The organism is Helicobacter sp. 16-1353 (assembly GCF_003288815.1).
Taxonomy (GTDB): Bacteria; Campylobacterota; Campylobacteria; order Campylobacterales; family Helicobacteraceae; genus NHYM01.
In genome coordinates, this window is record NZ_NHYM01000002.1 from 159,603 (window position 1) to 184,570 (window position 24,968).

Annotated in this window: 18 protein-coding genes, 5 tRNA genes and 1 pseudogene; 1 reads left to right on the plus strand and 23 read right to left on the minus strand. The window is 37.7% G+C overall.

All coding sequences use genetic code 11. The features are described from left to right. The 23 genes from CCY99_RS02100 to carB all read right to left on the minus strand — a co-directional run bounded on the left by CCY99_RS02100 (position 1) and on the right by carB (position 23,583). Positions 1-750: an exodeoxyribonuclease III gene (locus tag CCY99_RS02100; RefSeq protein ID WP_112059754.1), complete on the minus strand. Its 750-nt coding sequence runs from the start codon at positions 748-750 to the stop codon at positions 1-3. A gap of 71 nt (positions 751-821) precedes the next feature. Further along, positions 822-2,900, minus strand: a complete 2,079-nt coding sequence (gene fusA, locus CCY99_RS02105; RefSeq protein ID WP_112059755.1) for an elongation factor G — start codon at positions 2,898-2,900, stop codon at positions 822-824. Between the two features lie 29 nt (positions 2,901-2,929). Next, positions 2,930-3,397: a 30S ribosomal protein S7 gene (rpsG, locus tag CCY99_RS02110; protein WP_112059756.1), complete on the minus strand. Its 468-nt coding sequence runs from the start codon at positions 3,395-3,397 to the stop codon at positions 2,930-2,932. 10 nt (positions 3,398-3,407) lie between these two features. Further along, entirely contained in the window at positions 3,408-3,794 is a 387-nt protein-coding gene (rpsL, locus tag CCY99_RS02115) for a 30S ribosomal protein S12 (protein ID WP_112059757.1), read from the minus strand. An 88-nt stretch (positions 3,795-3,882) separates the two neighbouring features. Beyond that, positions 3,883-12,537, minus strand: a complete 8,655-nt coding sequence (locus CCY99_RS02120; protein WP_112059758.1) for a DNA-directed RNA polymerase subunit beta/beta' — start codon at positions 12,535-12,537, stop codon at positions 3,883-3,885. 173 nt (positions 12,538-12,710) lie between these two features. After that, positions 12,711-13,088, minus strand: coding sequence for a 50S ribosomal protein L7/L12 (gene rplL, locus CCY99_RS02125; protein ID WP_112059759.1), 378 nt, complete (start codon positions 13,086-13,088; stop codon positions 12,711-12,713). Positions 13,089-13,110: 22 nt separating this feature from the next. Next, positions 13,111-13,590, minus strand: a complete 480-nt coding sequence (gene rplJ / locus CCY99_RS02130; protein WP_112059760.1) for a 50S ribosomal protein L10 — start codon at positions 13,588-13,590, stop codon at positions 13,111-13,113. Positions 13,591-13,802: 212 nt separating this feature from the next. Next, the gene (gene rplA, locus CCY99_RS02135; protein ID WP_258443065.1) at positions 13,803-14,504 is read right to left on the minus strand and encodes a 50S ribosomal protein L1; all 702 of its coding nucleotides are present in this window, start codon (positions 14,502-14,504) and stop codon (positions 13,803-13,805) included. Positions 14,505-14,515: 11 nt separating this feature from the next. Then, positions 14,516-14,941, minus strand: a complete 426-nt coding sequence (gene rplK, locus CCY99_RS02140) for a 50S ribosomal protein L11 (RefSeq protein WP_112059762.1) — start codon at positions 14,939-14,941, stop codon at positions 14,516-14,518. An 11-nt stretch (positions 14,942-14,952) separates the two neighbouring features. Continuing rightward, entirely contained in the window at positions 14,953-15,483 is a 531-nt protein-coding gene (gene nusG / locus CCY99_RS02145; RefSeq protein WP_112059763.1) for a transcription termination/antitermination protein NusG, read from the minus strand. A gap of 10 nt (positions 15,484-15,493) precedes the next feature. Further along, a complete protein-coding gene (gene secE / locus CCY99_RS02150) occupies positions 15,494-15,673 on the minus strand; it encodes a preprotein translocase subunit SecE (RefSeq protein ID WP_112059764.1) in 180 nt (59 codons plus the stop codon). Positions 15,674-15,776: 103 nt separating this feature from the next. Then, positions 15,777-15,852 (minus strand) — tRNA-Trp (locus CCY99_RS02155). Positions 15,853-15,888: 36 nt separating this feature from the next. Further along, positions 15,889-16,047: a 50S ribosomal protein L33 gene (rpmG, locus tag CCY99_RS02160; RefSeq protein ID WP_112059765.1), complete on the minus strand. Its 159-nt coding sequence runs from the start codon at positions 16,045-16,047 to the stop codon at positions 15,889-15,891. 12 nt (positions 16,048-16,059) lie between these two features. After that, positions 16,060-17,259 (minus strand): elongation factor Tu, encoded by a 1,200-nt coding sequence (gene tuf / locus CCY99_RS02165; RefSeq protein ID WP_112059766.1) that lies wholly within the window; start codon positions 17,257-17,259, stop codon positions 16,060-16,062. Positions 17,260-17,290: 31 nt separating this feature from the next. Next, positions 17,291-17,365 (minus strand) — tRNA-Thr (locus CCY99_RS02170). 92 nt (positions 17,366-17,457) lie between these two features. After that, positions 17,458-17,534 (minus strand) — tRNA-Gly (locus tag CCY99_RS02175). A 70-nt stretch (positions 17,535-17,604) separates the two neighbouring features. Beyond that, positions 17,605-17,690 (minus strand) — tRNA-Tyr (locus tag CCY99_RS02180). A gap of 55 nt (positions 17,691-17,745) precedes the next feature. Then, positions 17,746-17,821, minus strand: a tRNA-Thr gene (locus CCY99_RS02185). 305 nt (positions 17,822-18,126) lie between these two features. Then, on the minus strand, positions 18,127-18,618 hold the full coding sequence (locus CCY99_RS02190; RefSeq protein WP_112059767.1) for a DUF4149 domain-containing protein: 492 nt from the start codon (positions 18,616-18,618) through the stop codon (positions 18,127-18,129). 212 nt (positions 18,619-18,830) lie between these two features. Beyond that, positions 18,831-19,076: an RNA-binding S4 domain-containing protein gene (locus CCY99_RS02195; RefSeq protein WP_112059795.1), complete on the minus strand. Its 246-nt coding sequence runs from the start codon at positions 19,074-19,076 to the stop codon at positions 18,831-18,833. Positions 19,077-19,086: 10 nt separating this feature from the next. After that, complete coding sequence (locus tag CCY99_RS02200) at positions 19,087-19,554, minus strand: hypothetical protein (RefSeq protein ID WP_112059768.1); 468 nt, start codon at positions 19,552-19,554, stop codon at positions 19,087-19,089. Beyond that, positions 19,554-20,165, minus strand: a complete 612-nt coding sequence (locus tag CCY99_RS02205) for a hypothetical protein (protein ID WP_112059769.1) — start codon at positions 20,163-20,165, stop codon at positions 19,554-19,556. Before CCY99_RS02205 ends, CCY99_RS02200 begins: the two co-directional genes overlap by 1 nt. An 88-nt stretch (positions 20,166-20,253) precedes the next feature. Continuing rightward, positions 20,254-23,583: a carbamoyl-phosphate synthase large subunit gene (gene carB, locus CCY99_RS02210; protein WP_112059770.1), complete on the minus strand. Its 3,330-nt coding sequence runs from the start codon at positions 23,581-23,583 to the stop codon at positions 20,254-20,256. Between the two features lie 210 nt (positions 23,584-23,793). On the opposite strand from carB, the pseudogene CCY99_RS09805 reads away from it, so the two are divergent. After that, positions 23,794-24,435, plus strand: a pseudogene (locus CCY99_RS09805) (DEAD/DEAH box helicase family protein); the annotation flags it as partial. Positions 24,436-24,968: the final 533 nt, after the last annotated feature.

Sequence of the window (24,968 nt, forward strand, 5' to 3'; positions counted from 1 at the left end):
TTACAATGTTAGCTCGATACCCACTGGGCAGTGGTCGCTCCCATAGATTTCGCTATAAATGGTAGCGGATTTTAGATGTTTCTCAAAACCCTTGGAGACTAGAAAGTAGTCAATCCGCCAACCGATATTTTTCGCTCTAGCGTTCGCCATATACGACCACCAAGTGTAGGCTTCGGCTTTATCGGGGTAAAAGTGGCGGAAAGAATCCACAAAGCCAGAATCTAGCAAAACGCCAAATTTCTCTCGCTCCTCTGGGCTAAATCCAGCATTTTTTACATTCTGCTTTGGGTTTTTTAAATCGATTTCCTTATGGGCGACATTTAGGTCTCCGCACACGATAACTGGCTTATTAAATGAGTGCAAATACTCGCGGAATGCGTCCTCCCAGCTCATGCGATATTCCAGCCTCGCTAATTCCCTCTGCGAATTCGGCACATAGACATTTACTAGGAAAAATTTATCATATTCGAGCGTTACTACTCTGCCCTCGTTGTCGTGCTTTTCGACATTTATGCCATAGGAGTGTGAGAGTGGCTCTTGCTTAGTTAAGATGAGCGTTCCGGAATAGCCCTTTTTAATCGCGCTATTCCAAAAGCTGTGGTAGTTTGGGAAGGTGAAGTCGGCTTGTTCTTTTTGCATTTTGGTTTCTTGTATGCAAAAAATATCAGCGTTCGCTTCGTCGAAAAAATCGCGGAATCCTTTATTTAAACACGCTCTTAAACCATTGACATTCCACGATATAAGTTTCATAAAATTTAGATTCCGCTTTAGATTCGCTTAGATTCTTAAAAATGCACTAGATTTGGCAATTTTAGAGAATCTTAAGCCTGTCGCTTTTCAATAATTGCTTTTGCAATATTGCCCGGAACCTCGCCATAATGGTCGAACTCCATAGAGTAAGTCCCGCGCCCTTGCGTAGCAGAGCGCAAATCTGTGGAGTAGCCAAACATCTCGGCTAACGGCACAAATGCATTAACTAGCTTAATCCCCATTCTATCGTCCATTGAGTTAATCTGCCCTCTTCTTCGATTCAAGTCGCCGATAACATCGCCCATATATTCCTCTGGCACCTCAACTTCAACTTTTGTAATCGGCTCTAGGAGTGTTGGAGTAGCTGCTCTGCAAGCCTCTTTGAATGCCATTGAGCCGGCGATTTTAAACGCCATCTCTGAGGAATCCACATCGTGGTAGCTTCCGTCATATAGTGTGATTTGGAAATCAACCACTGGATATCCCGCTAGGACGCCACTTTGCATTGCCTCTTGGATTCCCTTATCAACGGCTGGAATGTATTCTTTTGGAATGACCCCGCCGCTAATTTCATTGATGAATTTATAGCCACTACCCGGCTCTGTCGGCTCAAGCTTGATAAATACATGCCCATACTGCCCTCTACCGCCAGATTGCTTGGCGTATTTATACTCTTTTTGAACGGGAGCTTTGATAGTCTCTCTAAATGCCACTTGTGGGGCTCCAACCTCTGCTTCGACCTTGAATTCTCGCTTCATTCTATCGACAATGATTTCTAGGTGGAGTTCGCCCATACCGGAGATTATCGTCTGCCCTGTTTCCTCGTCGGTTTTCACCCTAAAGCTTGGGTCTTCCTCGGCAAGCTTTGAGAGTGCAATTGACATTTTCTCTTGGTCTGCCTTGGTTTTTGGCTCAACGGCAATTGAGATAACTGGGTCTGGGAACTCCATTCGCTCTAAAATCACTGGGTCTTTTTCCGAGCAGAGCGTATCGCCAGTAAGCGTATCTTTTAGCCCCACGAACGCACAAATTTCACCGGAATAAACTTCCTTAATATCCTCCCTTTTATTTGAGTGCATTTTAAGAAGTCGCCCTACTCGCTCTTTGGTCTTTTTGGTGGAGTTATACACATAGCTTCCGCTCTCAATTGACCCACGATACACGCGAACAAATGTAAGCTGCCCTACGAATGGGTCTGTCATAACCTTAAACGCCAAGCCGGCGAACTCGCCCTCATCGCCAGACTTTACGCGGATATCCTCGTCATTTTTTGGATTAATGCCCTTGATGTCGGCAACTTCCGTTGGCGAAGGCAAATAATCAATAACTGCATCAAGTAGTGTTTGAACGCCCTTATTTTTAAACGATGAACCGCAAAGCATAGGGATAATTGACATATTAAGACAGCCGATTTTTAAGCCCTTTTTGATTTCCTCGACACTTAATTCCTCGCCGTTTAGATATTTTTCCATTAAAGTTTCATCTTGCTCGGCGGCTGCTTCAATCATCTTTTCTCTATATTTATTAGATATTTCTTTCATATCCTCTGGAATCTCGAGTGTGTCGTATTTCGCACCCATTGTTTCATCATTCCAAATATAGCTTTTCATCGCCACTAAATCAACTACGCCCTTAAAGGAATCTTCAGCTCCAATTGGCAGAGCGATTGGGATTGGGCGGGATTTTAAGCGTTGGGAAATTTGATTTTCCACACTATAAAAATTTGCCCCGATTCTATCCATTTTATTTACGAAAACAAGTCTAGGGACGCCGTATTTATTTGCTTGTCGCCATACAGTTTCACTCTGTGGTTGCACACCTCCAACCGAGCAGAATACCGCTATTGCTCCATCTAAAACCCTCATAGACCTTTCAACTTCAATAGTAAAGTCCACGTGGCCTGGAGTGTCGATTAAGTTTATTTGATAATCTCTCCAAAAGCAAGTAGTAGCCGCAGAAGTAATAGTAATCCCGCGTTCTTTTTCTTGCTCCATCCAATCCATTGTCGCAGCACCATCATGCACTTCACCTATTTTATGGCTAACACCAGTATAAAATAAGATTCTCTCAGATGTAGTCGTTTTCCCCGCATCGATATGAGCGGCAATTCCTATATTTCTCAACATATTTAAAGGTGTTTTTCTTGCCATAATATAGTCCCCCTATTTATAAATTTTTATTACCATCGATAATGAGCAAAAGCCTTATTTGCTTCAGCCATTTTATGAACTTCTTCTTTCTTTTTAAAAGCATTGCCTTTTTCATTTGCAGCATCAATTAACTCATTTGCCAATCTATCAACCATCGTTCTTTCATTTCTCTTTCTAGTAGATTCTAGAATCCAGCGAATGGAGAGCGATTGCTGTCTATCAAGCCTCACTTCAACAGGAACTTGATATGTAGCACCACCAACTCTTCTACTTCTAACTTCAACTAGAGGTTTAACATTTTCTAAAGCTTTTTGAAATATATCAATTCCTTTTTCATTAGTTTTTTCCTCAATCTTATTAAAAGAATCATATATGATTTTTTCGGATACACTCTTTTTGCCATCATACATCATTTTATTAATAAATTTTGTAACAACCTTATTATGATAAACAGGGTCGCCTAATACCTCTCTTTTAGCTGCTTTTCTCCTTCTCACTCATACTCCTTTATTTTTTAGATTCTGCTTTTACTTTTTTAGCACCATATTTACTTCGCGAAACAGTTCTTTTCGCCACACCTGCAGTATCAAGTGCACCTCTTATAATATGGTATTTTACACCCGGTAAATCCTTTACCCTGCCGCCTCTAACTAATACTATAGAGTGCTCTTGTAGATTATGCCCCTCGCCCGGAATATAGCTAATAACCTCAATCTTGCTAGTTAGCTTCACTTTTGCTACCTTTCTTAAAGCTGAGTTTGGCTTCTTTGGTGAAGTGGTATAAACACGAGTGCAAACCCCTCTCCTTTGCGGACATTCCATTAATGCTGGAGATTTAGATTTCTTAGTAATCTTTTTTCTCTCGTTTCTTATCAATTGATTTATAGTTGGCACGACTTTATTTCCTTATCAAAAAATTTTAAAAACACTTATTTTATATAACAAAATCTTTTATTTCTCTTAAAATAAGCATTTTATAAGTTTAACTTTGTTTATTCTTAATCCTAAATATCCTATCTTTATAGATTCCAGTTCCAACCGGAATCATTCTACCCAAAACCACATTTTCTTTTAAATCTTTCAATGTATCGATTTTTGCGGCAATTGATGCCTCTGTTAAAACCTTTGTAGTCTCTTGGAATGATGCCGCAGAAATGATACTATCACTTCCAATCGCAGCTCGTGTAATTCCAAGCAATATCGGCTCAGCAATCGCTGGCTCTCCACCCAATCTAATCTTAGATTCATTCTCTTCTTTGAAGAATCGCTTAGAGATTATATCGCCCTCGATAAATCGTGTATTCCCAGAATCTACGATTCTAACTTGGCGAAGCATTTGAGAGACGATAATCTCAATATGCTTGTCAGCGATTGTAACGCCTTGCCTACGATAAACTTGCTGGACTTCGCTTACGATATATTTATGCAATTCCTTTTCACCCAAGATTCTCAAAATATCGTGGGAAGAGACAATTCCATCTGTGATATTTTCCCCAGAATGCATGAATTCTCCCTCGCGAACTAGAATCTGTTTATTTTTATCGATTAAATATTCACTAGTTCTACCATCTTGCGAAGTGATAATTAATCGCTCCTTGCCTCTTAACGGCTTACCAAAGCTAATTGAGCCATCGATTTCAGCCAAAATCGCAGGGTCTTTTGGCTTTCTAGCCTCAAATAGCTCGGATACTCGTGGAAGACCTCCTGTAATATCCTTAGACTTGACAAGTGCTTTAGGTGCTCTACCTAAGATATCTGCAACAAATACATTGCTACCCTCATCAACTACGATAGAGGTTTTAGGGTCAATTGGATATCTATAAGATTCTCCTTTTTTGGTTGTAACTACTATTGCAGGTTTATATCCGGAAGGTAGATATTCATTTACAACTAAGTTACTTTGTCCTGTGATTTCATCTATCTGTTCTGTTACAGTTAGTCCAGAAATAATATGCTCAAAGCTCACAACACCATCAACTTCACTAATAACAGGCGTATTATAAGGGTCCCATTGTGCGATTACTTTCTGCTCATCGGATTCTGGCTTAGCTATCAATGTTCCAATATCAATCTCAACACTATCAGCAACTTGCATTATAGAACCTCTTGCTAAATAATGTCTAGCTGCTTCTCTGTCATTTTCATCAGCGATAATAGCAAAAGTTCCTTTCTCTGTAACTTTAAACCCTTTTTTAACATCTTTCATTCTCTCTAAGGTATTGCCTACTAATTTATAGATTTTTAATACCCCTTTTTCTTTAGCAATTATCTTTTGTGCAATTGGAGCATTATCTTTGACATTTAATTCACTAGCATATGGAATCCTATGTGGGATATTCCAACCATCTTTTATAATCTCAATAATACTTCCATCTTTTTTTATATTATATCCATTATCGTGAGCGATAAATATCTTACCTTCAATCTTGCCACTTACTCCGGCTAATTCGTTTGGCTTGGCTACATCATTTTTTCTAACTGTGTATCTTACAGTTTCTTTTTTACCAATAATGCTTACGATGGTTTCATCGTGAATATTTTCAACTTTTACAACACCATCAAATGGGGCTTTCACTTTTGGTTCAACAACTAAAATCGCTGCATTTCGCCTATTTGCAACAATGGTTTTACCTTGCTTATTGGTATAAGTTTTTATATTATAGAATCTAATAAAGCCCTCTTTTTCCGCTATAACCTGTCTTTCTTCTTGCGACCTTGAGGCAGTTCCACCGACATGGAAAGTTCGAAGAGTTAGCTGGGTTCCCGGCTCACCGATGGATTGTGCGGCGATAACGCCTACAGCCTCCCCGATATTTACCATTTTTCCACCACCAAGATTTAATCCATAGCATTTAGCACAGATTCCTTTCTCTGCTTTACAAGTAACTGGGGTTCTTATTATTACAGATTTTACCTCAGCTTCTTTTATTTTTTTAGCCATATTTTCATCAATTAGAGTTCCCTCAATTAGCAGAATCTCATTTGTTATAGAATCTATAACATTTTCAGCCAAAACTCTGCCTATAATTCGCTCTTCTAGTGGTTCTATAAGCTCACTTCCCACAGTTATATCAGATATTTCTACACCCTCGTGAGTGCCACAATCATCTGTTACAATCTTCACATTTTGACTAACATCAATTAATTTTCTAGTCAAATATCCCGCATTTGCGGTTTTAAGTGCCGTATCTGTTAGACCTTTTCTCGCTCCGTGCGTTGAAGTAAAGTATTCCAATACATTCAAGCCCTCTTTAAAGTTAGAGATAATCGGTGTTTCGATAATCGCTCCATCGGCTTTTGCCATTAGTCCACGCATAGCAGACAACTGACGAATCTGTGCTACACTTCCTCTAGCCCCAGAATCTGCCATCATATAAATGGAGTTAAAGCCGTCTTTGTCGGATTCAATTAACTTCATCATATCTTTGCCCATTGAGTTGCTTGTATCTGTCCAAATATCGATAATTTTATTATATCGCTCTTGCTCGGTTAATAATCCACTATCAAATTGGGATTGAATATTTTTAACCTTCTTTTTGGCTTCATTGATTATTGATTGCTTGTCATTAGGAACTAAAACATCATAAGCCGAAATGGAAATTCCAGCTTTTGTGGCATACTTAAATCCTAAATCCTTTAAATCATCAAGGAATTTAGCCATAACTGATAGTCCATTTTCTTTATTTACATAATCTATTAGATTCCCAATATCTTTTTTCTTCATAACCCTATTCCATAAATCAATTGGAACGCTATCAGGAATAATAGAATATAGTATCATTCTACCTGCTGTTGTATAAATCAATCGACTGCCAATATAAGTCCTAATCTTAGCATTAATATCTAATTCATCACTATCTATAGCAATCATTATTTCATCAATATTACCGAATAACTTATGTTGCCCTTTAACATTATTTTTTATTAAAGAAATGTAATATAATCCCAAAACCATATCTTGAGATGGTGCAACTATCGCCTTTCCACTCGCTGGAAGCAAAATATTTGTAGAGCTAAGCATTAGAATCTTACACTCAGCAATTGCCTCTTGAGAAAGCGGAACATGCACTGCCATTTGGTCGCCATCAAAATCCGCATTAAACGCCGAGCAAACGAGTGGGTGAAGCTGGATTGCCTTGCCCTCGATAAGTTTTGGGTGAAATGCTTGGATACTTTGCTTATGCAATGTTGGAGCTCTATTTAATAGCACAGGATAACCTTTGACAATATCCGACAAACATTCCCAAACCTCATCTTTTTTCTGCTCTATCATTTTATTTGCTTGTTTTAGAGTAGTGGCATAGCCTTTCTCCTCTAATTTCGCTAATAAATGTGGTTTGAAAAGCTCTAATGCCATATTCTTAGGCAATCCACATTGGTCCATTCGCAAATTTGGACCCACGACTATAACACTTCGTCCAGAGAAATCCACTCTTTTTCCAAGTAGATTCTGTCTAAATCGCCCTTGCTTACCTTTGATAATCTCTGAAAGTGATTTTAAAGGTCGTTTATTTGCCCCTTTTACGGCATTTGCGTTTCTGCCATTATCAAATAAGGCATCAACTGCCTCTTGCAACATTCGCTTTTCATTCCTAACGATAATCTCTGGGGAATCTAGCTCCATTAATCGCTTCAATCGCTGATTTCTATTAATCACCCTACGATATAAATCATTCACATCGCTAACGGCAAATTTCCCGCCATCAAGTGCGACCAATGGACGCAAATCCGGTGGCAACACTGGAAGCACAGTTAGCATCATATGCTCTGGCTTGGATTTAGAATTGATAAAGCTCTCAACGACTTTTAATCGCTTAGCAATACTTTTCTTTTTTGCCTCGCTATTGGTATTTTTAATATCCTCTTTTAATTTAGTCAATAAATCAACGATGTCAAGGTCTTCTAATAATTCTTTTACTGCTGCTCCGCCCATTTCAGCGATAAAATTCGTATGCTCGAATCGCTGGTGTAAGCTATCATATTGCTCTTGATTTAGCACATCATATTTTAAAACTGGCTTTGTGCCCTCGTGGTCGTAATATGCTTCGCCGGGATTTTTTACAATATATGCTTCATAGTATAGAACTCGCTCTAAATCTTTCATTTTCACACCAAGCAATGTTCCTATTCTACTTGGAAGTGAATTTACATACCAAATATGCGCTACTGGCGTAACTAGCTCGATGTGCCCCATTCTATTTCTACGAACTTTGGAGCTTGTAATCTCAACGCCACATTTTTCACATACCATAACAGTATCTTTGAATCTTTTCTTTTTATATTTTCCACAAATACATTCATAATCCCTAACAGGTCCAAAAATCTTCGCACAAAATAACCCATCTCGCTCTGGCTTTAACGTTCTATAGTTTATCGTCTCTGGTTTTTTAACCTCTCCATAACTCCAACTTCGTATAGTTTCTGGACTAGCTAAAACTAATTGCAATGAAGTAAAATCTCTCTTTGTCTTAGAATCTTTATTCTCTTCAAATAGTGGAATTTGATTATTTTCTTTATCATAAACAATAACATCAAGTGCTAATGATTGCAATTCCTTTGTCAAAACATAAAAGGTTTGTGGAATCTCAGATTCTCCAACTAATTTATTGCTTGTAATAGCTTTATATGCATTATATCTACCATCAATATCATCGGATTTTATTGTAAGCATTTCTTTTAATGTATGCGATGCTCCATATGCCTCCAACGCCCAAACTTCCATCTCACCGAATCTTTGTCCGCCAAATAATGCCTTTCCACCAACAGGTTGTTGTGTTACTAACGAATAAGGTCCTGTGCTTCTTGCATGGACTTTTTCATCGACTAAGTGATGGAGTTTCAAAATATACATATATCCTACATTTACACGCTCTTTCATCTTTTCGCCAGTTTTGCCATCATATAGCTCGGTTTTACCATCCATATCAATTTTGGCTAATTCAAAAAGCTTTTTAAATGTTTCCTCATCTACACCATCAAATACTGGAGTTGCGAATCTAACACCCTTGCTCCAATCTCTTGCATATTTAATTAATTCCTCATCACTCAAATCTTTGATAAATTGTATAGTTTGTGGCTGGTTTACCACCTTTATAATATCTAACATTTTATTTCTTAAGCTAGTGATGAAATCTTTTTTATTAGAATTAAATATATTTTCTATATCTTTTCCAAGTTGTTTGCCTACAAGTCCTAAATGGGTTTCTAGAATCTGCCCGATATTCATACGAGATGGCACACCAAGCGGATTTAGCACTATTTCTACACTTTCACCATCTGCTGTATATGGCATATCAACCTCAGGAACAATCGTAGAAACGATACCCTTATTTCCGTGTCGTCCAGCCATCTTATCACCGACTTTTAGCTTTCTCTTTGTGGCAATATAAACTTTGACTTTTTTAACAACACCACTTGGTAAAACATCGTCTTTTTCCAAAATAGAGAGCTTTTCTTGATATTCTTCACCTAGAATCTTTTTTTGATTTGCAAAATTATTTTTTATATGCTCATATTGATTCTGTATATCTTTTGAGTAATTTTTCACAAATGCATTAAGTCCAAATCTACCAAGTGCAGTTATATCATCTTTATCTACAATACTGCCTTTTTTATATTTGACATTATTAATCGTAGATGATGAAGATAGCTTTTCCTTACTTAATAGCGAAACCATTCTAAGTGTTTCTTCTTTATCAAGCATAGATAATTTATCACGATATTCGCTGTCAAGGCGATTTTTATCATCTTCATAGGATTTTATTGCTCTAGCATCCTTTGCATATCCTTTTTTAGTAAAGACTTTAACATCAATTACAACACCCTCTAAGCTCGGCGGACAATAAAGCGATTTATTCACCACATGCCCAGCTTTCTCGCCAAAAATAGCTCGAAGTAATCTCTCCTCAGGCGTTGGCTTAGCCTCACTTTTAGGAGATACCTTACCAACTAAAATCATACCGCCTTTAACATAAGTTCCCACTTTTACAATTCCGCTAATATCTAAATGCTCGATTTCCTCTTCTTTAACTTGCGGAATATCAGCGGTAATCTCTTCTGTGCCGTGTTTTAACTCCCTTGCTTCAATCTCTTTTTCATAGATATGAATCGAGGTAAAAGCATCTTCTCTAATCAATTTCTCACTTACAACAATCGCATCTTCAAAGTTGTAGCCATTCCAAGGCATAAATGCGACCTTGATATTTTTCCCTAAGGCAAGCTCACCCTTATCCATACTCGCACCATCTGCGATAACCTGCCCTTTATGTATAAAATCATCTTTTTTCACTATTGGAATCTGCGAAAAACAAGTATTTTGATTTGTTCGTAGATTTTTCTGCAATGAATAATGGTCTATATATGCACCATTCTCATCTTCACCCATTATATAAATATTTCTACTATCTACAAGCTCTACGACTCCACTTCTTGTGGCTTTTATAGCCTCATAAGAATCTCTTGCAACAATACTTTCAATTCCTGTTCCAACAATCGGTGCATCTGGCTTTAGAAGTGGCACAGATTGACGCTGCATATTTGAGCCCATAAGAGCCCTATTTGCATCATCATGTTCTAAAAATGGTATAAGCGAAGCGGCAACGCCAACTAGCATTCTAGGGTTTAGGTCGATTAAATCAACCTTGTTTTTTTCGCTTAAGATTATTTCACCATCTTTTCTTACCTCAATTAAATCTTCTTGGATGCTATTATCACTATTTAACTTCGTGCTTGCTGGAGCTATGGATAAACCCTCTTCTTGCGAAGCTGTTACATACATAACATCATTTGTAACCTTGCCATTTACGACCTTTTTATAAGGGGCTTCTATGAATCCCAAGTCATTTACACGCGTAAAAGTAGAGAGTGTGTTAATAAGCCCAATATTTTGCCCCTCTGGCGTTTCAATAGGGCAGATTCTCCCATAATGAGTAGGGTGAACATCTCTAGCTTCAAATCCAACTCGCTCTTTTACCAAACCACCCTCGCCAAGTGCGGATAATCGCCTTTTATGCGTAATTTCGGAGAGAGGATTTGTTTGGTCCATAAATTGAGATAATTGTCCACCAGTGAAAAACTCTAAAATAGTGCTAGTAATTGTTTTAGAATTAATCAACTCGTGTGGCATAATATTTTCATGGTCTGTGTTTGTGCTAGCAAGCTTATCGCGGATTGCCTTTTGCATTTTCATTAATCCAGTGTGCAATTCATTTGCCAAAAGCTCACCAATAGCACGAATCCGCCTATTACCCAAGTGGTCTCTATCGTCGATTCGCCCAATGCCATTTTTTAATTTAATTAGATATTTAATACTCTCTAAAATATCCTCTCTAGTTAGGATTGTTACATAGCTAGGAACATTTAAGCCAAGCTTATGATTCATTTTCATTCGACCAACTTTGGTTAAGTCATATCGCTCAGTATCAAAAAATAACTGCTGGACGAAATTCTTTGCGACATCTTTTGTTACAGGGTCGCCGGGCTTCATAACCTTATAGATTCTAATAGCTGCTAAATCATTTTCATCATCAATTTTTTCGGTTTGTTTTAGCAATTTTAAGGATTCTACATCTGCCATAAATGAATTGATAATAGACGAATCGTATCCCGATGCAGTATCGTTAATAACTTTAAATTTATTTATTTTTAATTCAATTAATCGTTTTAATTTCGCATCATCGATTTGGGTTAGCGTATCAAATATAATTTCTCCGCTATTTTTGTCAATAATAGGCTCTGCGAAATAGCGATTCTCTAGCGTCTCAGTTGGATATAAAATCCAATCCAATCCCTCTTCTTTAAGTGCATTAGCTTTTTTAGGTGTCAATCTTTTACCAGCTTGAGCTACTACATTACCATTTTTATCCTTAACATCAAAGCTAACCTTTCCATTAATAAAATCATTGGGATTAAAAGGAATTAAATAATTTCCTTTTTCAAACTTCACATCAAGGAGTGGATAAAAGATTCTAATAATATCTTGTTTATTATACCCCAAAGCACGAAGAAGTATCGTTACATGAACTTTTCTTCGCTTATTAATTCTAACAAAAAGTGTATCTTTAGTATCATATTCAAAATACAGCCAAGAGCCTCTATCAGGGATAATCTGCCCTGTATAGATTAGCTTATTTGACGAAGTAACAGACTCCTCCTCTTTAAAAATCACACCCGGACTTCGATATAGCTGATTTACTACAACTCTCTCAACGCCATTTATGATAAACGAAGTTTTATCCGTCATAAGCGGAATCTCTCTAACATAAATACTTTGTTCTTTAACATCTTGGACGCCGATTTTTTCACCAGTTTTTTCATCTTTTTCCCATAAAACTAAGCGAACTTTAATTTTCAAAGGTATTGAGTATGTTATACCTCGCTCCATCGCCTCTCTAACAGTATATTTTGGTTTGCCATATTCGCATCCAGCATACTCAAGGGTTAATCTATTTTGAGCATCGTGGATTGGAAATACAGATTTAAAAACCTTATCTATTCCGCTTTCCTCTGGATTCTGCGTAGATATGAATGAATCGTAGCTATTTCGTTGTAATTGTAATAAATCCGGGATAGGTAATTCTTCTTGCGATTTAACAAAATTTAATCGTATCCTGTTACCTGATTTTATTGTTGCTGGCATATTGTATAACCTCTATTGTAGTTTTAGATTCCTTAAATATTATAAATAAATATTTACAATATTTAAAATATTTCATATTCAAAAGAATTATCTTTGAAATAGTCTTTGAGAGACTATTTCAATTTAGAATATTCTTATAAATTTACACTTCTTTATATCTTAATTTTTTAGGGCTATTTTATTTCCACTTTTGCTCCAGCCTCTTCAAGCTTTTTCTTAATGCTCTCGGCTTCCTCTTTATTTATGCCCTCTTTTAGCGTATGAGGGACTTGCTCTGTGGCATCTTTAGCCTCTTTTAGTCCAAGTCCTGTAACTTCTCTAACGACCTTAATTACATTGATTTTCTTTTCACCACTATTTGTGATAATTACGCTAAATTCTGTTTTTTCCTCTGCTGCAGCTGCTGCTCCAGCTCCACCACCTGCTCCAGCGACCACGGTTGGAGCGGCACTAACGCCGAATTTTTCCTCAAATTCCTTAACTAATTCTGATAATTCCAATACTGAAAGATTAGAAATATATTCTAAAACATCTGCTTTTGTAATAGCCATTTTTAACTCCTATTTTTAATTTTTATGCTTGTTCTTTTTGCTTTCTTAGGTTGTCAAGTCCAGTGACGAAATATCGTGCAGGAGCAGTCCAAACCGAAAGCAACATACCGATTAACTCTTCTTTGCTTGGCAGTTTTGAAACAGATTCTATATGTTTAGAATCCACAACTTGCCCATCAAAAAAGCCGACCTTTATAACAAACTTGTCTTTGTTGTCATCTGCGAATTTCTGCGCACTTTTGGCAAGTGAAATTTGGTCTTTGCTCCACAAAAATATATTTGTGTCTTTGAGTGCGATGCCTTCGACTTTTGCGTTTTTAAATGCGATATTTGCTAGTTTGTTTTTTACAACTTGGACTTTTGCATCGACTTTGAGGGCGTTTCGCCTAAGGGTTTCTAAATCCTTAACGCTAAGTCCCTTGTAATCGCAAACTATAATACTAGAATCTAAAAAGCTAGAACTAAGATGCTCGACAAGCTTTGCCTTATCTTGCTTTGTCATTATTCCTCCTTTCAGACTAACCTATACAAGGACTTTTTCGTGGGCTTTTGGCGAATCTTTAAAGAATCTTTTAGATTCTAGATTCTTGCTTTGGCTAAAAAAGAATTAAGGGAAATCCCCTTGTAGTCTTCAGTCTAAGATAAACGCTAGATTTGGGCTTTCAATAGAATCTGCAGAATCTCCAAAGCCCACTTTTAACGCTTTTAACGCAATTATTTAATATCCATTAATTCTTGGGAATCTATCTCCACAGATGGACTCATCGTTAGTGAAATACAAGTTCTTCGTATGTATTTCCCCTTTGCACTGGCTGGTTTTAGGCGATTAATATTTTTGATTAATTCCAATAAATTATCTTTGATTTTGCTCTGCTCGAAGCTCGCTTTACCAAGTGGGGCGTGGATATTGCCCTTTTTATCAACCCTAAAATTCACTTGACCGCTTTTTGCATTACTCACGGCTTTTGCAATATCCATTGTAACTGTGCCAGTTTTTGGGTTTGGCATTAGCCCTTTTGGTCCTAGAATCTTACCAACCTTACCTACCATTGCCATCATATCGGGGGTAGCTATAACCATATCAAAGTCGATATTGCCATCTTTTATAGATTGCACCAAATCATCATCGCCCACGATGTCAGCTCCAGCATTTTTCGCCTCATCTGCTTTTATACCTTTTGCAAATACGGCTACTCGCACTTTTTTCCCAGTCCCATGTGGCAATACCACAGCTCCGCGAATCATTTGGTCGGCGTGGCGAGGGTCAACTCCAAGCCTAATCGCCACTTCCACCGTCTCATCGAACTTCGCAGAGGCAAGCGACTTCACCAAACTCGTAGCAGTGTCTAAATCATACACCTTGCCTTTTTCTACCTTTGAGTTAAGGTTTTGCAATCTTTTAGCAACTTTTTTCATACGCTCTCCCATTAATCAACTATTTCAATGCCCATACTTCTGGCACTTCCTGCTACAATCTTTTTAGCCGCTTCCAAATCATTTGCATTCAAATCCTCTAGCTTCAAACTCGCAATAGATTCCACTTGCTTACTTGTAAGCTTACCTATCTTGTTTTTTAGCGGATTATCCGAACCTTTTTTAATATTCGCCTCTTTTTTTATTAGGTCAGTTACAGGAGGCTTTTTTGTGATAAATGTAAAACTTTTATCTTGATATACGGTGATTATAACAGGAATATTAAAATCTCCCATATCTTTTGTTTTTTCATTGAAAGCTTTGCAAAATTCCATTATATTCACTCCTCTTTGACCAAGAGCAGGACCAACAGGAGGAGAAGGATTTGCCTTTCCTGCTGGGATTTGAAGCTTTAGCTCACCTACTACCTTTTTTGCCATTTATTATCTCCTTAAACTATTTTTTCTACTTGAGAATCTGAAATCTCAATAGGTGTATTTCTACCAAAAATAGAAATATTTAATTTCAATTTCCTATGCTCCATATCGTATTCCTCAACAGTGGCAGTGAAATTTAAAAACGCCCCATCAATAATACGCACAAATTCGCCCGGAAAAAATGAAACTTTTGGCTTTGGAGCAGCACGATTATGCACCTTTTCCAAAATCACATCAATATCTTTTTGACTAAGGGGTGTGGGCTTTTTAGATTCGCCTATAAATCGCCCCACTCTAGGCAGAGATTGTATCATATGCCATAATTGAGTGTCTAAATCTATTTTGATGAAAACATATCCGGGATAAAGACTTCTTGCGGTTATTTTACGCTTATTATTTTTAAATTCCACTATATCTTCTGTGGGCACAACTATCTGTTCCATTTTATCTAACAATTTAGATTCACGAAGTAAATTTTCAATTGCTAATTTTACTGATTTCTCACTACCAGAATATGTTTGAATTGCATACCATTCTAAAGCCATTTAAAAACCTTTACAAAATGCTAGACATAATAGCACCAAGTATCACATCAACCAATGCTAAAAATAAGGCTATCACGGTAACAACAATAAGAACGGATATGGAAGCACTTCTTATCTGCTCTTTAGTAGGAAAAATAACCTTATCTAATTCTTCCCTTGCCATTCTATAAAACACAAATAGCTTTTTCATTAAATCTCCAAAATCAATATTACTAAAAACATATAGCTGTATTCACATATTTATTCAACTTAATAATCATTTAATTAATTCAAATAATATATTACAAATATAATGGCAGGCCAGGAGGGACTCGAACCCCCAACAGTCGGTTTTGGAGACCGATGCTCTACCATTGGAGCTACTGACCTAAAATACTTAAAGAAAAATATTCTTTAAGTATTTTTTTAACTCTTTAACTTAACCTCTTTATGAACGGTTCGTTTATTTAATCTAGGACAGAATTTTTTGAGCTCCAGTTTTTCTACATTTGTTTTAGCATTTTTTGTCGTGCTATAGTTTATATCACCACATTCAACACATTTCAGTCCAACTTTTATTTTCATAAGTTAATTCCCTTATTGGATAATCTTAGTTACAACACCCGCACCTACAGTTCGTCCACCTTCTCTAATGGCGAATCTTGTCCCATCTTCGAGGGCGATTGGATTGATTAGCTCAACTGTGATTTTGATATTATCACCCGGCATAACCATCTCTACGCCATCAGGTAATTGTATAGAGCCTGTAACATCGGTAGTTCGCACATAGAATTGCGGTCGATAACCATTGAAGAATGGAGTATGTCGTCCGCCCTCATCTTTTGAAAGCACATAAACTTCGCCCTCAAACTTCGTATGTGGAGTGATTGAACCCGGTTTACATAAAACCATACCTCTCTCAACTTCCTCTTTCTTTGTGCCTCGTAGTAATACGCCAACATTGTCCCCAGCCTCGCCTTTGTCTAGCTCTTTTCTAAACATTTCAACGCCAGTAACAGTTGTTTTTTGAGTATCTCTAATACCTACGATTTCAACCTCATCGCCTACCTTTACCACGCCTCGCTCGATTCTTCCTGTTACAACAGTTCCTCTACCAGCGATTGAGAAGACATCTTCTACAGGCATTAGGAATGACTTTTCAGTATCTCTTTGCGGAGTTGGGATAAATTTATCCACTTCTTCCATAAGCTTTAGAATCTTTTGTCCCCATTCGCCTACTTGACCTGTTTTAGCCTCTTCTAGTGCCTTTAGTGCAGAGCCTGCAATAATTGGAGTATCATCTCCCGGGAATTCATACTTACTTAGCAATTCTCTAACTTCCATTTCAACCAACTCAAGCAATTCGGCATCATCAACCATATCTTGCTTATTCAAAAATACCACGATGTATGGCACACCAACTTGGCGAGATAGCAAGATATGCTCTCTAGTTTGTGGCATAGGACCATCCGCGGCAGATACAACCAAAATCGCACCGTCCATTTGAGCTGCACCTGTAATCATATTTTTTACATAGTCAGCGTGCCCCGGACAATCCACATGAGCGTAGTGTCGGTTTTCTGTTTCATACTCGATGTGAGAAGTAGCGATTGTAATACCTCTCTCTTTTTCCTCTGGTGCGTTGTCGATATTGTCATAGTCTTTTAGCTCAGCTAGACCTTTTAGCGACAAAACAGCAGAAATTGCTGCACTAAGTGTAGTTTTACCGTGGTCTACATGCCCGATTGTTCCCACATTGACATGCGGTTTGTTTTTGACAAATTTTTCTTTTGCCATCGTTTTCTCCTTAAATTTTTAGAATATAAACTGGAGCCCACAAGCGGGATTGAACCGCCGACCTCTTCCTTACCAAGGAAGTGCTCTACCCCTGAGCTATATGGGCGAAATTATCGTAAAGTTAAATTATATTGAATCTAGTTTAAAGAAGCTATTAATAAATACTAAATCAGCTCCCAGATACAATATAATCTTTTTTGGAGCGGGAAACGGGGCTCGAACCCGCGACCCTCAGCTTGGAAGGCTGATGCTCTAGCCATCTGAGCTATTCCCGCATCACTCATTTAAGATTTAGATTCTGCTAGATTCTAATATTCTAGGATTCTATAAAACCATCTTAAATAATGGTGGTGAGTCGTGGATTCGAACCACGGAAGGTAAAAACCAGCAGATTTACAGTCTGCCCTCGTTGGCCACTTGAGTAACTCACCCAAAAAAACATTAAAACTGGTAGAACACTGAAAAATCAAACATCTAAAAGTGTTATGGAGCTGGTTAAGGGACTTGAACCCCCGGCCTGCTGCTTACAAGGCAGCTGCTCTACCAACTGAGCTAAACCAGCATAGTTACAATTTAAAACACTAGCAAATGACAAATTAAACGGAATTTTTCTAAAAGTAAAAATCTGTATTCTACAAAATACTCCCTTAAGTGTCAAGCAAAGAAATAAATTTTTTAATCTTGCTACGCAAAAATGGCAAACTATTACTTAGTAATAAGTCAATTTATTCCTTTGAAATGCATTAATTTTAAAACTAAGAGAATCTAGAATCCTTAAGAATCGTAATATGGAATCTTGGCTAATTCTACAGGTTTTAGTTTACAAGAATATCCATAATTCAATGAATTACCAAAAATTATAAATTGCTACATTCTAACTAAATTGCGATAGATTAGATTTATACTTAGGGCGAAAAACAGCACATTAAAGACAAATTCGCTTTGCTTATGCATTGCGTTAAACTCACTTGTGGCGATTGTGCCTAATTCTTGGGATTCTAGTATAAATGGCGTGTAATACAAGGCAAAAAGCAATATACAAACCACGCTAATCCCACCACTTACGAATAAAATGGCTTTTTGAATTCTCGTGTGAGAAGAGAGCCGAAGCGAGAAAATCTCATAAACTGCGATGATGAAAGCCACAAATAATAATAATGCATTGAGTTTTAGAAATATCGCAGTCATAAGAATCCCGCTCTGTGCTAAATCCAACTCCACGCCAAAATTACTCGCTCTAAAAATCACAGGGGCGACAAATGCACCAGAAGCGATAATTGCACCGATGGAAAGCCCTAGAATCCAATTGTAAAACGCATTGATTGAGTTAATAAAAACCTTAGAAAAGAAAAAAACCATTTTTTAAACCTTTAAATTTATTGATAAAAATTACAAAATTAATTGTGGAATCTTAGCCATAAATCACGGAAATTTTAGTAATTTTTAGAAAACTATAATTTAATATTTTTTGAGATTGCGAATTGTAGCAGAATCTAAAAAATTCTTAAATTCAGCCAAACCAAAATAGAATCTTTAAAGAAAGCGTTTTCTTGCCTATTTCTAGATTGGATTTAACACTCTTTTATATAGAGTTCTTTTTGATTTTTGGGGATATTTTTGGATTCTGGTATTTTTAGCACTTGGTATTTTTTAATAGTTTCTAGGAATCTAACCTCGATTATATCGCCCACTTTTACCTCTCGGCTGGACTTTACGACCGCTCCATTGATAAAAATTAGCTTATTTTCAATCATATCTTGGGCGATTGTGCGTCGCTTTAGGATATTTGTGGTGTTTAAAAATTTATCAATTCGCATTCTGCCCCCTTTAATTTTTGGCTGGATTCTCATCTGGATTTATAGCCTTACTAGCTGGTATATCCAGCCTTTCTACCTTTTTATTGTCTTTCGTGTTGTAATAAATCTTGTATTTATCTCTATAAATTACATTAATATTATAGGTTTGGGCGTTTATGATAATCCTCGTATTTGCCTTGTAAAAAAGCTTTGTGCCAATATTCTGCCCGATACTTGGGATAAAAGCAAGGGAGGAAAAAATAAGTAAAGCCAAGTATAGAATCTTTAAAAAATCCCATTTTGAGATAATGGCAAATCCACTAAAAAGCCCCACTATCGCATAAAATAGCAAGTTAAAATTTGCCATAAAAAAGCTATTAAAAAACTCTTTTATCTCAAAATATGAAAAATAAGTGCTAAAAATCCCACCATAGAATAAAATCAGTGGAAATATCCCAAACAACGCCCCAAAGCCAATAATCGAAACTATAAAATTCACTATCTTATCTTTTTTATTTTATTTTTTTTGATTTGAAAAATATGCGATGAAATATATTCAAAAATCCCACGATTATCATAGATTATAACATCTGCTACGCTCTCCGCCCAAGATTTATCAAAACTTTTATTATGTAAATTCGCTGAAGATGAGTAGAGAATCCCAAAGTTTTTTAGGAATTTTAGGTGGAGATTTTCGCCTAGATTCTGCGGATTCCAGCTCGGACTCGCCTCTAGATTCTCGCTTAGATTTGTATTTCCATTTGGATTCTGCGGATTCTCGCCCATTTCGTGCCTAGTTTGTGGATTCCCACCCATTTCACGCCCATATTGCGGATTCTTGCTCCATTCACAAAAAAAATGCGAATTTTCAAGCACCACGCGGAAAGATTTGGCATTTGGAAAAATAAATGTGGTTTTTTTCCGCCTACGAATGGCTTTATTTAAAACTTGCGGAATCCTTGATATTTCTTTTATCGCCCCAATTGAGGCAGATTCCCTTAATAGATTTTTATTTTCCCCGTTTTGCTTTGCCCTAATTATTTTTTTAGAATCTGCACTTAAAAAACCCGCAGTTGTGTCGCTTTGAGCTAAAAATAATGCGTTTTTCACTTTTTTTCACCTTAAAATATTAGATTCTGCAAGATTCCACGCACGAATACCAGATTCCACACACGGAGATTTCACGCACACAAACCATTTACCCCAAATAATCCTGCAATGCCTTCGCCTTGTATGGCGATTTTTTCTTTAGCTCCTTTAGCGCCTCTAGCGCCCCATTTGTCCCAGAAATAGTCGTAAAATATGGCACAGATAGGCGGATAACCTGCTCTCGAATAATCTTTGCATCGTCCTTGCTAGACTTATTATCGCTCGTATTTACTAGCATATCGATTTCCTTATTTGCGAGTAAATCGTGGATATTTGGGCGTCCCTCGCTTATTTTTAGCACCTTTGTAGCTGGAATCTTGTGGGATTCTAGCATTGCATAAGTCCCACCAGTGGCGTATAGATTGAAGCCTAGCTCGATAAACTTCCTTGCAAGGGGCGGGATAAGCTTCTTATCACTATCTTTTATCGATAGCAACACATTTCCAGCCTTTGGCAATGTGTAATTACACGCAATTTGGCTCTTTGCAAAACTAATGCCAAAATTATCGCTAATCCCCATAACCTCGCCCGTGCTTTTCATCTCAGGTCCCAAAATCACATCAGCTCCGCTTAATTTGCTAAATGGAAAGACAGATTCTTTTACCGAAATATGAGTGCTTAATTTTGGTTTAAAAATATGATTTTCTTTTGTAACGACCCCAAATTTATCGTAGAAATCTAGCGATTCCTTAAGCGTTTTCCCACACATTACAAGCGTGGCGACTTTGGCGAGTGGGATTCCAGTTGCCTTGCTTACAAATGGCGTCGTGCGGGAGGCTCTAGGATTTACCTCGATGATATAAACTTGGTCGTTAAAAATAGCATATTGGATATTCATAAGCCCTATTACGCCCAGTTTCAAGGCAATTGTGTGCGTGATATTTTCTATCTCTTTTAGCGTTTTTGTGGGGATTGAAATAGTTGGAATGACGCATGTCGAATCCCCAGAGTGAATCCCAGCCTCTTCAATATGCTGCATAATCCCTGCCACATACACATCGCTCCCATCGCTTATGGCGTCCACATCAAGCTCGATTGCACCGTCCAAAAACTTATCAATCAAAATTGGATTTTTCTCGCCCACATTTATCGCCTCCTCCATATACACGCGGAGTTCCTCCTCGTTATACACGACCTTCATCGCTCGTCCGCCAAGCACATATGATGGGCGCACGAGGATTGGAAAGCCGATTTTAAAGGCGATTCCATAAGCGTCATCTTTGGTAAAGGCAATGCCATTTTGTGGCTGGAGGAGGTTATTCTCCTCTAGGAATTTGGCGAATTTCTCCCTGTCTTCTGCCATATCAATCACTTTTGCACTCGTGCCGATGATTTCTACATCAAGGAGCGAGAGATTTTTAGCGAGTTTTAGTGGCGTTTGTCCGCCAAAATGCACGATAATCCCGCTTGGCTTTTCCCTCTCAATCACGGAGCGGACATACTCAAATGTGATTGGCTCGAAATACAAAATATCGCTTGTGTCGTAATCTGTGCTAACTGTCTCTGGGTTGCAGTTATACATCACGCTTTTATAGCCCAAATCATTTAGTGCAAAACTCGCATGAACGCAACAATAATCAAACTCGATTCCCTGTCCTATGCGGTTTGGACCACTACCCAATATAAGAATCTTTTTAGATTCTTTAGAATCTCGTGCTTTTTTGGAATCTACGGAATCTGCGAAATCTTTAGAATCGTGCGAGTTTGCGGAATCTAGATTCGCAGAATCCAAAACATTTAGATTCTTAAAATTCATAGTTGAGTATAGATAAGGAGTTAGGCTTGGGAACTCCCCAGCGCAGGTATCTACCTCATTGTAATCATATTTTATACCAAGCTTTTCTCGAGCTAAGAAAATATCATTTTCACGCAGCTCCAAATTGTCGTTTTTATTAATTATAAAGGCAATCATCTCATCGCTAAAACCATTGATTTTTAAGTCTCTAAGGGCATTTTCATCGCTTAATACGCTTGCATTTATGCTCGATTCTAGACTCACTAAAAATGCGATTTTCTCCAAAAACCACTTATCAATAAAGCACAGCTCATAAATCTCCTCCACACTCAAGCCATTCCGCAGTCCATCGGCGATATATAGGATTCGATTCGCATTTGGGCGACGAATCTCCTTTTTAATTAGCTCGATATCATTTGTAAGTGCCTTTAGCCCGAAAGTGCCGTTCTCAAGGCTACAAAGCGCCTTTTGCAAGCTCTGCGTCCAAGTCGTGCCAATCGCCATAACCTCGCCAATGCTTTTCATCGATGTGCTAAGCGTAGAATCCGCCCTTGGAAACTTCTCAAAGGCAAATCGCGGAATCTTTGTAACGATATAGTCAATCGTAGGCTCAAAACTCGCCGGCGTGCCTGTAATGTCGTTTTTAATCTCATCAAGGCTAAAGCCCACCGCAAGGAGCGTGGCAACCTTAGCGATTGGATAGCCAGTGGCTTTACTGGCAAGTGCGGAGCTTCGGCTTACACGCGGATTCATCTCAATCACAGTCATTCGCCCATTTTTGGGATTTATGGCAAACTGCACATTGCTTCCGCCCGTATCTACGCCGATTTCACGCAAGATTTTAAAGCTCGCATCTCGCATTCGCTGATATTCTTTATCTGTAAGCGTGAGTGCTGGGGCAATGGTGATAGAATCTCCAGTGTGAACGCCCATAGGGTCGAGATTTTCAATACTGCAAACGATAATGCAATTATCAAGTTTGTCGCGGATAACTTCCATTTCGTATTCTTTCCAGCCAAGTAGCGATTCTTCGATTAGAATCTCCCCAATGGGCGACGCCTCAAGCCCCTTTTGTGCGAGAATCTTAAACTCATCGATATTATACGCCACGCCACTTCCGCCCCCAGCTAGGGTGAAACTAGCACGAATAATGAGCGGAAAGCCGATATTTTCGGCAATTTCTGTGGCTTGGGAGAGATTGTAGGCATAGCCACTTTTTGGCACATCAATGCCAATTTTTATCATCGCTTCCTTAAAAATCTTCCTATCTTCGCCCTTTTCAATCGCCTTTGGATTCGCCCCTAGGAATTTTATCCCCTCGAGCATTCCCTTATTATGCATACTCATCGCCACATTTAGTGCCGTCTGTCCGCCCATAGTAGGCAAAATCGCATCGATTTTTTCTTTTTTTATAATATCGCTTATGATTTCCTCGCTAATTGGCTCAATGTAAGTGCGGTGGGCGAACTCTGGGTCAGTCATAATGGTAGCTGGATTGGAGTTGATAAGCACCACTCGGTATCCTAGCTCTTTTAGTGTCTTTGCAGCCTGTGTTCCAGAGTAGTCAAACTCGCAAGCCTGCCCGATTACAATCGCTCCAGAGCCGATTAGTAAAATATTTTGTATATCATCTCGTTTTGGCATATTCCCTCGATAAATTTAAAGTGCAAAAAATTTTCAGATTCTACATAAAAGCACTTAAAAGGAAGTTTAGAAAAGTGGCATTAAGTTTTTTTCGTTAAAATTTGACTTTATTTTTAAATTTTGATTCTATAAATTGGCGGAATCAAAAGGCGAAAATTGACAAAAAAGCAAAATCGCGCAATCAAGCTAAAAAACTAAAAAGGAATTTATGTGATTTTTGAAAAGCAAGGCTATCAGCAAGAATGCATTGATAATATAATAAATCTTTTGGAAAATTTTGATTTTAAAAATCCAAATGCGGAGATGCTAAAAAATTGCTTTGAATCTTCGCCTCCAAAAGTGCCATTTCAAAACCTAAATAATGGGCTAAATGTAGATATTTTAATGGAGACTGGCACGGGTAAAACTTTTACATATTTAAATCTAATTTTTGAGCTAAATAAAAAATATAAGCAAAATAAATTCATCATTTTTGTCCCACGCAAGGCGATTTTAGAATCTATCAAGCAAAATATCGCCTTGACTACGAGCTATTTTTATAACGAGTATAAAAAGCACCTAAAAACTTATATTTATGCAGATTCCAAAAGCCCAAATGAGATTGTAAATCACTATATTAAAAACACCGATGAGCTAGGCGTCCTAGTGCTTACAAATAGCGCGATTGATAAAAAAGATAATATCCTAAATAAAAATAGCGAGAATCTATTTGACACAAAAAGCATTTTTGAAAATATCGCGGCACTAAAGCCTATAAGCATTATTGATGAGCCGCATTTGCTAAAAGGCGATGCGTTTAATAAGTATTTTAGCAAGATAGATTCCCTATATTTCCGCTTTGGAGCGACTTTCCCAAAAGCACCGCCAACGCCTAGAAAATCTAAAAATACCAAAGATTCGGCGGAATTTATGGAATCTAAAATCTCCACAGATTCCAAAAACGCACTAGATTCCACAGATTCTAAAACCGCCACAGATTCCGTGCAATTATCAACCGACGCGCCTTCTACAATCGCCACGCCAAAATCTTTTGAGCTTTCAAATGTCGCATATTGCTTGGATTCTATCAATGCATTTAGCAATTATCTTGTAAAGCAAATTAGCGTTCATACGATTAGCAAAATCGGCGAGAAGCCATATTTAGATTCCACAAATAGCAAGGGAAAGGGCGCGAAATTCATATATTTTAGTGACAATGTAAAGCAAGAGGCAACTATAAAAGTGGGCGAAAGCGTGGGAATTTTAGGGAGCGAATATAGCGGATTTTCTCTAACTAGCCTTAAAAATCAAATAGCATATTTAAGCGATGAATCTGGCAATTTCGCCACCATAGAAAAAAGGGAATCTTATGTGCTAAGCGAGAGTGAAATTACCCATATGCTAAG